Annotated in this window: 13 protein-coding genes; 6 read left to right on the top strand and 7 right to left on the bottom strand. The window is 70.9% G+C overall.

The features are described 5' to 3' along the window. Positions 1-199: 199 nt before the first annotated feature. The 3 genes from OCT48_RS17675 to OCT48_RS17685 all read left to right on the top strand — a co-directional run bounded on the left by OCT48_RS17675 (position 200) and on the right by OCT48_RS17685 (position 3,552). On the top strand, positions 200-1,534 hold the full coding sequence (locus OCT48_RS17675; protein ID WP_263590446.1) for an MATE family efflux transporter: 1,335 nt from the start codon (positions 200-202) through the stop codon (positions 1,532-1,534). A 113-nt stretch (positions 1,535-1,647) separates the two neighbouring features. After that, positions 1,648-2,958: a short-chain fatty acid transporter gene (locus OCT48_RS17680; RefSeq protein ID WP_263590447.1), complete on the top strand. Its 1,311-nt coding sequence runs from the start codon at positions 1,648-1,650 to the stop codon at positions 2,956-2,958. A 90-nt stretch (positions 2,959-3,048) separates the two neighbouring features. Next, positions 3,049-3,552 (top strand): acyl-CoA thioesterase, encoded by a 504-nt coding sequence (locus tag OCT48_RS17685; protein ID WP_263590448.1) that lies wholly within the window; start codon positions 3,049-3,051, stop codon positions 3,550-3,552. 4 nt (positions 3,553-3,556) lie between these two features. On the opposite strand, the gene OCT48_RS17690 is transcribed toward OCT48_RS17685, so the two are convergent. Together OCT48_RS17690 and OCT48_RS17695 are read right to left on the bottom strand one after the other, a co-directional pair. Next, positions 3,557-3,688 carry an entericidin A/B family lipoprotein gene (locus tag OCT48_RS17690; RefSeq protein ID WP_263590449.1) on the bottom strand — a complete coding sequence of 44 codons (132 nt, stop codon included), beginning with the start codon at positions 3,686-3,688 and terminating at the stop codon, positions 3,557-3,559. 86 nt (positions 3,689-3,774) lie between these two features. Beyond that, positions 3,775-4,521, bottom strand: coding sequence for a sulfite exporter TauE/SafE family protein (locus tag OCT48_RS17695; protein WP_263590450.1), 747 nt, complete (start codon positions 4,519-4,521; stop codon positions 3,775-3,777). 119 nt (positions 4,522-4,640) lie between these two features. On the opposite strand from OCT48_RS17695, the gene OCT48_RS17700 reads away from it, so the two are divergent. Further along, positions 4,641-5,072 (top strand): HIT domain-containing protein, encoded by a 432-nt coding sequence (locus OCT48_RS17700; protein WP_263590451.1) that lies wholly within the window; start codon positions 4,641-4,643, stop codon positions 5,070-5,072. 6 nt (positions 5,073-5,078) lie between these two features. Here the strand turns inward: OCT48_RS17700 and OCT48_RS17705 are convergent, their stop codons facing one another. After that, a complete protein-coding gene (locus OCT48_RS17705; RefSeq protein ID WP_263590452.1) occupies positions 5,079-5,438 on the bottom strand; it encodes a hypothetical protein in 360 nt (119 codons plus the stop codon). After that, positions 5,435-5,977, bottom strand: a complete 543-nt coding sequence (locus OCT48_RS17710; RefSeq protein WP_263590453.1) for a hypothetical protein — start codon at positions 5,975-5,977, stop codon at positions 5,435-5,437. The genes OCT48_RS17705 and OCT48_RS17710 overlap by 4 nt, the downstream gene beginning before the upstream one ends. A gap of 173 nt (positions 5,978-6,150) precedes the next feature. Here OCT48_RS17710 and OCT48_RS17715 point away from each other — a divergent pair, with 173 nt between their 5' ends. Beyond that, a complete protein-coding gene (locus OCT48_RS17715; RefSeq protein ID WP_263590454.1) occupies positions 6,151-6,624 on the top strand; it encodes a Dps family protein in 474 nt (157 codons plus the stop codon). Here the strand turns inward: OCT48_RS17715 and rmuC are convergent. Then, positions 6,612-8,069: a DNA recombination protein RmuC gene (gene rmuC / locus OCT48_RS17720; RefSeq protein WP_263590455.1), complete on the bottom strand. Its 1,458-nt coding sequence runs from the start codon at positions 8,067-8,069 to the stop codon at positions 6,612-6,614. The genes OCT48_RS17715 and rmuC overlap by 13 nt on opposite strands. 161 nt (positions 8,070-8,230) lie before the next feature. Between rmuC and OCT48_RS17725 the strand changes: the two genes are divergently transcribed. Next, positions 8,231-8,578, top strand: a complete 348-nt coding sequence (locus OCT48_RS17725; RefSeq protein WP_263590456.1) for a hypothetical protein — start codon at positions 8,231-8,233, stop codon at positions 8,576-8,578. 20 nt (positions 8,579-8,598) lie between these two features. On the opposite strand, the gene OCT48_RS17730 is transcribed toward OCT48_RS17725, so the two are convergent. Beyond that, positions 8,599-10,065 carry an aminoacyl-histidine dipeptidase gene (locus OCT48_RS17730; protein WP_263590457.1) on the bottom strand — a complete coding sequence of 489 codons (1,467 nt, stop codon included), beginning with the start codon at positions 10,063-10,065 and terminating at the stop codon, positions 8,599-8,601. 32 nt (positions 10,066-10,097) lie between these two features. Next, positions 10,098-12,260 (bottom strand): tRNA(Met) cytidine acetyltransferase TmcA, encoded by a 2,163-nt coding sequence (locus tag OCT48_RS17735; protein WP_263590458.1) that lies wholly within the window; start codon positions 12,258-12,260, stop codon positions 10,098-10,100. Positions 12,261-12,440: the final 180 nt, after the last annotated feature.

A 12,440-nucleotide genomic window follows, 5' to 3' on the forward strand; every position in this document is an offset into this window, starting at 1 on the left:
CGAAGCCGTGGGGTATGCCATCCACATGATCAGTGACAGCGGGGAAGCCTTCGCGATCGCCGCTCTCGGCCAGCCTGGGCTACCGCTTCTGAATCGGGCCCCGGGCCCACGATGCCCCACGGCCCCACTATTGCGAGGCTGTTGCGTTGCGGGCGGCGGGACGCCATGCTGCCGGCCCCGCCCGCCGACCGGAGCCACCGTGACCTCGCCCGCGACCACCACCCAGGCCCCCCAGCGCATCTGGGCCCTGGCCTGGCCGATCATCCTCTCGAACATCACCGTCCCGCTGCTCGGGCTGGTCGATACCGCCGTGGTCGGCCACCTGCCGGACTCCCGCTACCTCGCCGCCGTGACCCTGGGTGCGACCCTGTTCGGTTTCCTCTACTGGGGCTTCGGCTTCCTGCGCATGGGCACCACCGGTCTCACCTCCCAGGCGGTCGGCCGCGAGGATGACGAGGCCGTCCGTACCCTGCTGGGGCAGTCGCTGCTGCTGGCCGGCGCCATCGGCGTCCTGCTGGTGCTGGCCGGCGGCCCGCTGGTCGAGTTCGGGCTGTGGCTGCTGGATGGCAGCGACCAGGCCACCGCGCTGGCCGCGGACTATGCGCGGATCCGCCTGCTCTCGGCCCCGGCGGTGCTGGCCAACTACGCCATCCTCGGCTGGTTCCTGGGCCAGCAGAACTCCCGGATCACGCTGTGGCTGCTGGTGTTGACCAACGGCGTCAATATCCTCCTCGACCTGGTGTTCGTGGTGGGACTGGGCATGACCAGCGACGGCGTGGCCTGGGCCACGGTGATCGCCGACTACAGCGCCCTGGCCTTCGGCCTGTGGCTGGTGTCGCGCCAGCTGGGAAACCTCGAGGGCCGCTTCCGCCGCGGCCGGCTGTGCCGACTGGCCGCCTATCGCGAGCTCTTCCAGGTCAACGCCAACCTCTTCGTGCGGACCCTGGGCCTGCTCTTCGCCATGGCCTTCTTCACCTCCCGAGGGGCGGCCCAGGGCGACACCGTGCTGGCCGCCAACGCCGTGCTGCTGCAGTTCATCATGCTGACCTCCTATGGACTGGACGGCTTCGCCCACGCCGCCGAGGCCCTGACCGGTCGCTCGGTGGGACGCCGGCGCTGGGACGAGTTCGCCGCCACGGTCCGCTCGGCCGCCCGCTTCTCGCTGGCCACCGCGGGGGGCGCCGCCCTGGCCTTCGCCCTGGGCGGCGAGTGGCTGATCGCCCTGCTCACCGGCCTGCCGGACGTGCGGAACACGGCCGGCCACTACCTGCCCTGGATGGTGGTCATGCCGCTGATCGCGGTGTGGAGCTACCTGCTGGACGGGGTCTTCATCGGCGCCACGGCGATCCGCGAGATGCGCAACAGCATCTTCGTCGGCCTGGCAATCTACCTGCCGGTGTGGTGGCTCACCCGGGGACTGGGCAATCACGGCTTGTGGCTGGCCTTTCTCGTCTTCACCGCAGTGCGCTCGACGGTGCTGGTCGCCTACTACCGTCACTACCGACGGACACGCTGGGCGAGCGCCAAAACCTAGACATTCGTCGCCTTTGACAACATTTCGCCCCCGCGGCAACGTGATACCCCAGCCTGCAGGCCGAGCACCGGCCGCGGATCCGCAGGCTCCCGCAACGGAAAAGGGACATCTCCATGCTGAAGCTGCTGTCACGCCCGGCCGTCAAGATGGTCGAGCGCTACCTTCCCGACCCCTACATCTTCGTCCTGCTGCTGACGGTGATCGCCGCGGGCGCGGCCATCGCCGTGGAGCGCCAGACCCCGCTGGCGGTGCTGCGCTTCTGGGGCGACGGGTTCTGGAACCTGCTGACGTTCTCGATGCAGATGCTGCTGGTGCTGGTCACCGGCTTCATGCTGGCCAGCTCGCCGCCGGTCAAGCGCCTGCTGCAGCGCCTGGCCGGCCTGGCCAATAACCCGGGGGCCGCCATCGTGCTGGTGACCCTGGTGTCGCTGGCCGCCAGCTGGATCAACTGGGGCTTCGGCCTGGTGGTGGGGGCGCTGTTCGCCAAGGAGCTGGCCCGGCAGATCCGGGTGGACTATCGCCTGCTGGTGGCCAGCGCCTACTCGGGCTTCATCGTCTGGCATGGCGGCCTGGCCGGCTCGGTGCCGCTGACCATCGCCACCGAGGGCCACTTCACCGCCGAGCGGATCGGCGTGATCGGCACCGGCGAGACCATCTTCTCGCTGTTCAACCTGGTCATCGTGCTGGCACTGTTCGTGGCGATGCCGCTGTTCAACCGCCTGATGCTGCCCGACGAGCAGGACAGCGTCTTCGTCGACCCCAGCCTGCTCGACGACGGCGAGGCGCGCCGCGTGCGCATCACCCGCCCCGCCGAGCACCTGGAGAACAGCATGACCCTGGCCTGGCTGGTGGGCATCCCGGGGCTGTTGTTCCTGCTCGACCACTTCGTGCTGCAGGGCGGCGGGCTCAACCTCAACGTGGTCAACTTCCTGTTCCTGTTCCTGGCCGTCGTGCTGCACCGCACCCCCCGCAGCCTGCTCGAGAGTCTCCACGAGGCCATCAAGGGCGGCGCCGGCATCGTCATCCAGTTCCCCTTCTACGCCGGCATCATGGCGATCATGGTCCAGTCCGGCCTGGCCGAGACGCTCTCGGAAGCGCTGATCTCACTGGCCACCGAGGCCACCCTGCCGGTCTGGACCTTCATCAGTGCCGGCATCGTCAATATCTTCGTACCCTCCGGGGGCGGCCAGTGGGCCGTGCAGGCGCCGGTCATGCTGCCGGCCGCCGAGGCCCTGGGCGTGGACATCCCCAGGGTCGCCATGGCCGTGGCCTGGGGCGATGCCTGGACCAACCTGCTGCAGCCGTTCTGGGCCCTGCCGGTGCTCGGCATCGCCGGGCTCAAGGCCAAGGACATCATGGGCTTCTGCCTGGTCCAGTTGCTGCTCACCGGCCTGATCATCGGCGCGGGGCTGACCTGGCTCTGATCCCGGCACCCGAGGAAGGAAACGCCTTGTGCCCTCGGCGGGGCCAAGGCGTTATGCTGGAGGGACAATAGCGCAAAGGACCTCCCCTCGATGGACGAACAAGCCCTTCCCGGCCAGCACGAACTCACCATGACCGTGCTGATGACCCCCGACATGGCCAACTTCAGCGGCAAGGTGCATGGCGGCGCCATCCTCAAGAAGCTCGACGAGGTGGCCTACGCCTGCGCCAGCCGCTATGCCGGCCACTATGTGGTGACCCTCTCGGTGGACCAGGTGCGTTTCAAGCAGCCCATTCACGTCGGCGAACTGGTCACCTTCCTGGCCTGCGTGAACCACGTGGGCCGTTCCTCCATGGAGATCGGCATCAAGGTGGTGGCCGAGGACATCCAGAACAAGCTGATCCGCCACACCAACAGCTGCTACCTGACCATGGTGGCCGTGGACGGTGACGGCAAGCCGGCACCGGTCCCACCGCTCAAGCTGGAGACCCGAGCCCAGAAGCTGCGCTTCGAGAAGGCGGCCCTGCGCAAGAAGCTACGCAAGCAGGCCGAGGAGGAGGAGCGCCGCACCCAGTTCGAGCACGACACCCCCTAGAGTCTCAGTAGGATTCCTCCTGGATCGCCTCACCGCCCTCCTCGATGTCCTGCCCCATGCCGCGCATCGTGTTGCAGCCGGCGAGCAGCGACAAGGTGAACAGGGCGACCAGTACCAGTGACAGTGTGCGTTTCATGGGGGCCTCCTCGAGTCGGTGATCAAGCAACCAGCAATCGCTTATTCAATCTAGCAGGCATCTCCCTCAATCGGCGAGGGGCAATCTCAGGCCAGCAGCAGCCGCAGGATGATGGCGACGATCACGGCGAGGGTCAGCCATTTCACCCACAGGGCGCCGCGCGGGCTCATGTTGACCTGCACCGCCAGCCAGGCCCCGAGCATGCTGCCGGCGGCCAGGGCCAGCCCGTGGCCCCAGCGGACCTGGTCCTGGTACAGGAACATGCCCAGGGCCGGCAGGGTATAGACCAGCACGATCAGCACCTTGAAGACGTTCACCTGGGCCAGGTCGATGCGCAGCAGACGGTAGAGCACCACGATGAAGAGGATCCCCACCCCGACCTGGATGAAGCCGCCGTAGACCCCGATGACGAACATCGCCAGGTAGACCGCCGGCGTCAGTCGCTCGGGGGTCAGCGGGCGGGTCTCGAGGCGCGGCTGGGGCAGCAGCATCAGCACCGCGGCCACGGCCATCACGCCGATCAGGATCGCCTCGAACAGCGCATCGCTGACCCGCAGGGCCAGCCAGGCGCCGAGCAGCGAGCCGAGCACCGCCGGCACCGCGAGACGCAGGCTCAGGCCGATATGGCGGGCGCCGACGCGCAGGAAGCTGACCACGGCCGAGACGCTCTGCAGGGCGATGGAGACCCGGTTGGTACCGTTGGCGGCCTGGGGGGGAAGCCCCAGGAACATCAGCATCGGCAGGGTGAGCATCGAGCCGCCCGCCGAGAGGACATTGATGAAACCGGCCAGGGTGCCGATGCCGAGCAGGGCCAGGGCTTCGAGAAGGGTCATGACGGAATCCTTTGCTGCATGACACGGGACGGCCGTCCAGCATAGCGATTCGCTCCCGGGTCGTCGCCCGCTGTGCCATGATGGCAGCGGGATCAGCCAACGAATCGAAGGAGAGCGCCATGTCGAATTTCGAGCCGGATGCCCGTCTGGTGGAGGACAGCTACCCCGTCACCGAGCTGCCGCTCTGCCAGCTGCGGCTGATGAACGACGCCCGCTTTCCCTGGCTGCTGCTGGTACCGCGTCGCACCGCCGTCAGCGAGGTCTTCGAGCTCGACGAGGCCGAGCAGCGTCAGCTGTGGCGCGAGGCCACCCTGGTCGGGCGCGCCCTCAAGGAAGGGTTCGGCGGCGACAAGCTCAACATCGCCACCCTGGGCAACATGGTGCCCCAGTTGCACCTGCACGTGATCCTGCGCCGTCGGGACGATGCGGCCTGGCCGGGGCCGGTCTGGGGCCATGGCGAGGCCGAGGCCTACGACCTGGATGCCCTGGCCGCCATGCGCGATCGTCTGCTCGCCCAGGTCGAGGGGATCGACTGGTCCCGGGAGGCCTGAGGGCCCTCAGCGGGCCATCTCGAGGCGGGAATTCAGCTCGGTGAGCAGCGGCTCGACCAGCGATGGGGGCAAGGGGCGGTTGCCGCGGTAGGCCGTCATGGCGACCCGGCTCGCCGTGCCGCTGTCCTGCACCTCCAGCTTCACCCGGTAGCCCGGCCAGCGGGCGATCACCGCCTCCAGCCGCCCCAGCCCGGCATCGGCGTGGCGAATCACGTAGCCCCGCGCCATCAGCAGCTCCAGGCTCTCCACCAGCACCGTCCGGGACGCTACCGACAGCTCCCGTACCGCCGGGGTGGCCGGGGGCGGCGTGGACGCACAGCCCGCCAGCCACAGCACCAGCCCCACCGCCATCAGCCGTGCCCTCATGGTGTCGCCTCCGCCGGCTGGCGCCGGATCGCCAGGCGCAGCCGGCGACAGAAGGCCTCATCGCTGGCGGTACGCGACTCCCGCATCGCGCCGCGCCAGTCGAACAGCCGGTAGTCGCGGGTCACCTGGACCCGCTCCGGCCCCACCACCGCCGAGACGCGCTCGATCTCGGTGGCCTCCTCGTCGACCGAGGCATAGCCCACTCCCATGCCCAGCACCACGCCCGAGGCGACGCGTCCGCCGCTGCCGCCCACCACGAAGCCGCCCAGCCGGGGGCCGGGGTCGACGGCGTTGTGGTAGATGGTCCGCCTGGCCCGCTCGGCGCTGACCAGGCCCAGGTCGACCGAGGTGTGGCGCACCAGGAAGTCCTGGTCCTCCAGAGCCGCGACGACTCGTGGCAGGGTCGTCGGCGGGGTGTCGGCATCGACGGGCCACTGACAGGCCGGGTCGGGTGGCGGCTCGGCCACCGGCAGGCTCGAGGGCACGCCCTGACAGCCGGCCAGTCCCACCAGCAGGCATAACCACCACGCTCGCTGCATCGCCCCACTCCCCCATGGCCTCTGGTGAGTCTAGCCCGGCCAGGCCCTTGAAGCATCAGGCCGTCGCCCGCACGTCATGGAATCAGCCTATGATGGCGATGCACGGAATTCGCTACTCCCTGCGCCATCCCGCTGCCTACACTGGCATCACACGCGATCAAGGAGGCATTCGCATGAGCGACACCAACAGCATCGGCCTGCACGAGTCCAGCGCCAGCCAGCTAGCCGAGCGGCTCAACGTCCTGCTGGCCAACTACCAGATCTTCTACATGAACGTGCGCGGCTATCACTGGAACGTGAAGGGCCATGACTTCTTCCAGCTGCACACCAAGTTCGAGGAGCTCTACACCGACCTGCTGATGAAGGTCGACGAGGTGGCCGAGCGCGTGCTGACCCTGGGTCACCAGCCGGTGCACGCCTACAGCGATTACGTGCGCATCGCCAGCATCCAGGAAGACAAGGACGTCCACGATGGCGAGGCCTGCGTGCGCGGCGTCCTGCAGGGCTACCAGTCGTTGATCGAGCTGCAGCGCGAGATCCTCTCGCTGGCCTCGGATGCCGACGACGAGGGCACCGCCGCCCAGGTCGGCGACTACATCCGCGAGCAGGAAAAGACCGTCTGGATGCTGGGCGCCTACCTGGGCTGACGCCCGTCCCGAGCCCGTGTGTCGACGCCGCCTGCGGGCGGCGTCTTGCATGGCCGGTCGCCGGCCTCGTCAGCGTCTTGCCGCTCGCCCTCGGCGGCGCGCACCAGCTCGGCGGGCAGCGGCTTCTTCATGCGCACCCCCAGGCGCTCGAGGGCCGTGGCCTGGGCCACCAGGCTGCCCTGCCCCTCGGCGAGCCGGTTCATGGCCCGGCGATGGCTGTCGCCGGCGCGCTCCAGGTGGCGGCCGACCTCCTCGAGGCTCTCGACGAAGCCGCTGAACTTGGTCAGCAGCCGTTCGGCGCGCGCACCGATCAGGCGGGCATTCTCGTTCTGGCGCTCGAGGCTCCACAGGCCGGCCACCGTGCGCAGGCTGGCCAGCAGGGTGGTCGGGGTGACCATCACCACCTGGCGGTCGAAGGCCTCCTGGAAGAGGGTCGGGTCCCGCTCGAAGGCGGCGGCGAAGGCCGGCTCCACCGGCACGAAGAGGAACACGAAGTCGGGCGAGCGCAGGCCCGGAAGGCCCGGGTAGTCCTTGGCCGAGAGCCCCTGGACGTGACTGCGCAGCGACTGCAGGTGGGCCTGCATCGCCGTCTCGCGCTCGGCGTCCTCCTCGGCATTGACCACCCGGGTCCAGGCGCTGAGCGACACCTTGGCGTCGACGATCAGGTGACGGTCCTCGGGCAGGTAGATGATCGCATCCGGGCGCTGACGCCCCTGCTCGCCGGACAGCGACACCTCGCGCCGATACTCGATATCGCGGCGCAGGCCGCTGCGCTCGAGCACCGTCTCCAGGATCAACTCGCCCCAGTTGCCCTGGGCCTTCTGGTCGCCCTTCAGCGCCCGGGCGAGGCCCGCCGCCTCGTCGCCGAGGCGTGCATTGAGGCCGGCCAGCTGCTCGAGCTGGGCCTTCAGCGAGCCTCGCTCGCGCTGTTCCTGGCCGTGGAGGTGCTCCACCCGCTGGCGGAACTGCTCGACCTGCTCGCGAAACGGCTTGAGCAGCGCCTCGAGGCTCTCGCGACTCTGGGCGCTGTAGGCCTGCTGGCGCTCCTCGAAGACGCGGCCGGCGAGCTGGTGGAATTCCTCCTTGAGCCGCTCGCGGGCCTCCTCGAGCAGGGCCAGCTGCTCACGGTGCCGCAGCGCCGCCTGCTCGCGCTCGGTCTCCAGCCGGGCCGCCCGCTCGCGCTGCTCGGCCAGCCGGTCGCGAGCCTGGAGGAGCTCGGCCTCCACGGCGGCCAGGTGCTCCCGGCAGCCATCCAGCTGGGCGTCGCTCTGGGTCAACTCCTGCTCGAGGCGCACCGCGGCGGCCTCGCGCTCGGCCAGGCGAGCGCCCGCCGCCGCCAGCCGCCGTCGCTGGACGATCCCCCAGCCGACGGCCAGCAGCGCCAGGGCCCCCAGGCCGACCAGCCATGGCCAGCCCTGCCGCACCCCTTCCTGCCAGTCGAGCATGGTCATCTCCGCGGTGTGTCGGCGAATTGTGAAGACATCTGGGCTCCCCTCTCATATCAGGAAAACGTGAACGACCCGGCGCCGGGCGCCACTATACTGGATGACAGGGAACGAAGGGATGAAGGCGTCGACCGCTCGTCAGGACTTCCGAGGACCCCACCATGAACCGACATCTACTGGCCGCCTGCCTGGCGGCCCTGATCCTGGCCCTGAGTCTGCCGGCCATGGCCGAGCGCGGCCACCATCCGTCCGGCCGCTTCGGCAGCGACTTCCACTCTCCAGCCCGCTACAGCCAGGGTATCCACTTCCAGCGCCATCACCGGGCCCCGCTGCGCCACGGGCACCACACGCACCGGGTGGAGCGTCACGTCTACTACGTGACGCCCCGCCACCATCGTCACCGCCACCGGCACGATCGGCATCGCCATGGCGGCCACCGCTACCACAGCGACATCCCGCTGGTCACCGTCGACGGCTATCCGCTGCTGCGCATCCGGGTGAATCACTGAGAGAAGCGCGCCCGGCCGCCTCAGGACGCCGGGCGCGCCAGGTCCTCGATCAGGCTGCGCAGCACGCCCCAGAACTCCTCCACCGAGGCGATCTCGACCCGCTCGTCCGGGGAGTGGGCGCCGCGGATCAGCGGCCCGAAGGAGATCATCTCCATGTCGGGATACTTGGCGCCGAGGATCCCGCACTCGAGGCCGGCATGGATCACCTTGATCTCCGGATCGACGCCCAGCCGGGCGCGGTGCAGCTCGCAGAAGCGCGCCAGCAAGGGACTCTCCGGGTCCGGGGTCCAGCCCGGATAGGCGTTCTCGACCCGGGTTCGCGCCCCGATCAGCTCGAACAGCGCCCGGAAGCGGTCGGCGATGTCGGCGGTGGCGCTGTCACGCAGCGAGCGCACCAGCGCGCAGAGGTGGAAGCGCCCCTCCGTCAGGCTGACCACCCCCAGGTTGTTGGAGGTCTCGACCACCCCGGGCACATCGACGCTCATGCGCTCGACCCCACAGGGCGCGGCATGCAGGGCCGCGATCAGCAGGCGGCTGGCATCCCGGGTCAGGGCCTCGGCGGGTCGCGCCTCGGCGGGCGTCAACGCCAATTGCAGGCCGTCGTCGGCCCCGGCCAGTTCGTCGCGCAGCTCGATCTCCAGGGCCATCAGCCGTTCGCGGGCGGCCTCGACCTCCACGGCCGGCAGGGCCAGGGTGGCGAAGGCCTCCCGCGGCAGGGCATTGCGCAGGGTGCCGCCACGATAGTCCACCAGCCGCGCGTCGAGGGCCTCCAGGGCGCGCAGCACCCGCACCAGCAGGCGGTTGGCGTTGCCGCGTCCCTTGTGGATGTCGATGCCGGAATGGCCGCCGACCAGCCCGGTCAGCGCCAGCACCAGGGCGCTCTCGTCCTCGCCCAGCGCGGCAGTGGGCAGCTGGGCGTCGACCACCACGTCGGCGCCGCCGGCGCAGCCGATATACACCTGGCCGCGGTCCTCCGAGTCGAGGTTGAGCAGCAGCCGACCCTCGAGCCAATCCTCGGCGAGGTGCAGGGCGCCGCCCATGGAGGACTCCTCCTCCAGGGTGAACAGCGCCTCCAGGGGGCCATGGGCCAGGTCCTCGGCCTCGAGCACCGCCAGCGACGCCGCCACGCCGAGGCCGTTGTCGGCGCCCAGGGTGGTATGGCGCGCGTGCAGCCAGCCGTCCTCGACATAGGTGTCGAGGGGCTCCCGGGTGAAGTCATGGGGGTGGTCGGCGTTGGCCTGGGCCACCATGTCCAGGTGGCCCTGCAGGACCAGGCCGGGAGCGGCCTCGTGGCCGGGCGTCGCCGGCTTGCGAATGCGCAGGTTGCCCGCCGCGTCGCGGTCGTGGGCCAGGCCGCGGGCATCGGCCCAGGCCTCCAGCTTGGCCACCAGCGCGGCCTCGTGGCCCGAGGGACGCGGCGTGTTGCACAGGGTGCGGAAATGCCGCCACAGGGGGCGCGGCGAGAGCTGCTCGAGATGTGCGTTCATGGCGCTTCTGTATCGGGGTTGACCCGGAAACTCTACCGGCCGGCCTCGCCGCTGGAAAGCCTCGACGAGCTCAGCCAGGCGGCCACGGTGCGCCGCCGCCAGGCCGCGACCTGGCGCGAGCCGGTCAGGCCCAGTTGGCTCGCCAGCCAGGCCTCGTCGCGGCCCTGGAAGGCCCAGGCCGCCAGCAGGCCAAGCTCGGGGTCGCCGCCCGCGCCCGTCGCCGCCAGGCGGATCAGGGCCTGCAGCGCCGGGCGCGCCAGGGCCGGCTCGCGGTGTCCATGGGCCACGTCATCCAGATCCACCCGGTCCTCGTCGCACAGTGGCTTGCGCTCCCCCTCGGCCAGCAGGGCGAGGACCACGCCCGGGTCGAGGTCGGCCAGCTCGAAGGCCAGCAGGGCCGGCAGCTGTCGCTGGAAACGCCGTGCCAGGCGCCGGGCCAGGCCCTCGCCGCCCTCGCTGGTGGCTTGCACCACCATCAGGGCATGTTCGCCGGTGGCGGCCTCCCGGGTCAGGCCGAGGCGCACGGCCCGGAAGCCCTGGGCCTGCCAGAAGGCCAGCAGTCCCGGCTCGGCACCGAAGCTCGCCCCGAGCAGGTCGAGGCCCGCCGCCCGGGCCCGTTGCCGTTCGGCCTCGAGCAACCGGGCCCCCAGCCCCTGGCGGCGGGCCGCCGGATGCACGGCGATGCGCAGCACCCGGCGCAGGCGAGCGGTCAGTGCCGCCCGCTCGCCGGCGTGGGCGGCGAGCGACTGGGCCAGCAGGTGGCCCCGGGGGCGGCGCTCGCCCCGGGCCACCCGCTCGGCGAGCCCCGCCTCGAAGCCCCCCTCGTCACCGGTCACCACCACCGCCCGGGGCCCCCGGTCGTCCTGGAGGGTGGCGATGCGGCCCCCCGGAGCATCCAGCAGGCGCCGCAGGTCGCTCGGGGTGGTGCGGTAGTGGGCCTGCACCAGCAGGCCGAACAGGGCTCGCAGGCGCGACTCGTCACGGCCCAGGGCGGCGCGGCCGGCCACCTGCCAGCGCAGCGGCCCGGCGCCGGGGGCCACGGGGTCGGCATCCAGCATCAACAGCCGCGCGGTCAGCGCCTCCAGGGGGTCCTGCTCGGCCCAGCGGATCGGCTCGCCCAACCGCCACTCGCGCCATTCCGGCGTCAGCCGCTCCAGGCGCTCGCGGAAGCGCAGCGCGAAGCCGCGCCCCGCCCCCTCGTAGCCATGCACCGTGGTGGCGAAGGCGATCCGCGGAAAGGCCGCGAGCCATTGGCCGAGCAGGCCGGCGGGAATCGCCGCGGCCTCGTCGACCAGCAGGCGGGCCCCGGCGCCGCCGGCCTCGCCGCGCTCGACCCGGGCGCCGAGTTCATCGGGGGCCAGGAAGGTCAGCGTCGCACTCCCGACCCGGAAGCGATGGCCCTCGCGGCGCCCCTCCGGGCAGAGCGCGACCAGCCGCTCGAAGAGCCCCGCCACCGCCGCGGGACGTGGCGCCGTGACCAGCAGGTCCGACTCGCCCCGTGCCAGCAGCCGGGCACAGGCGATGCCCAGGGCGGCGGTCTTGCCGCGCCCCCGGTCGGCGGTGAGCACCAGCGGCCGCCGACGGCGCAGTCGCACGAGCCGCGCCACGGCCTCGGCCTGATCACGGGTCAGGCAGTCGGGATCCGCCGGCGCTGGCGGGGGAGGCGTCGCCGGCGGCCAGGCCGGGAGCACGGGCGGCCCGCCGGCGGGCCAGCGGATCGTCTCCGGGGACTCGGCCAGCACCCGGGCGAGCCGCGCCAGGTAGTGCGCCGATAGCGCGTCGGCGCGCCAGGGATGCGCGGCCAGGCGGGTATAGTCGGCGTCGGGGCGACGGCCCCAGTCGTCGGGCGTGAGCAGCACCAGCAGCCCCCCGGCGCGCAGGGTGCCGGACAGCGCCCCGAAGGCGTCGGGGTCGAAGCCCGCCCCGGGCGAGGCGGCATCATAGACGATGAAGTCGTGCTCGCCGCCGAGTCGGGTGCGCGCCTTGGCGGCGGGCAGCCAGGCGGCATCGGCGAGCTCCTCCGGCGGCGCCGGCCCGACCCACAGCGGTGCCTCGAGGGGCTCGGCCTGCCACAGCGCCAGGGCCCGCCGCCGTCCCTCCGCGGCCAGGCCCCGGCACCACACCAGCCCTCGCCAGCGCCGCTCGGTCAGCCGCCATCGGCAGGTCAGCAGGGCGGCGGGCACGCAAACACTCATGAGCATTCTCTTTATTGCTGAACTTTGGTCTAAGAATATGACGGCCTTTCAACGGCCTGACACCCTTCGGCACTGCAACATGGCGGTCATACTCTTGTTTTATACAACTGAAATGCAAGGAATTTTTCTCGCCAGACGCGCCCCTCGCCGCCACCCCGGTGGCGCCGGTGCGACGTTCGG

Origin of the sequence: Halomonas sp. M4R1S46 (genome assembly GCF_025725685.1) — a bacterium.
Taxonomy (GTDB): domain Bacteria; phylum Pseudomonadota; class Gammaproteobacteria; order Pseudomonadales; family Halomonadaceae; genus Halomonas.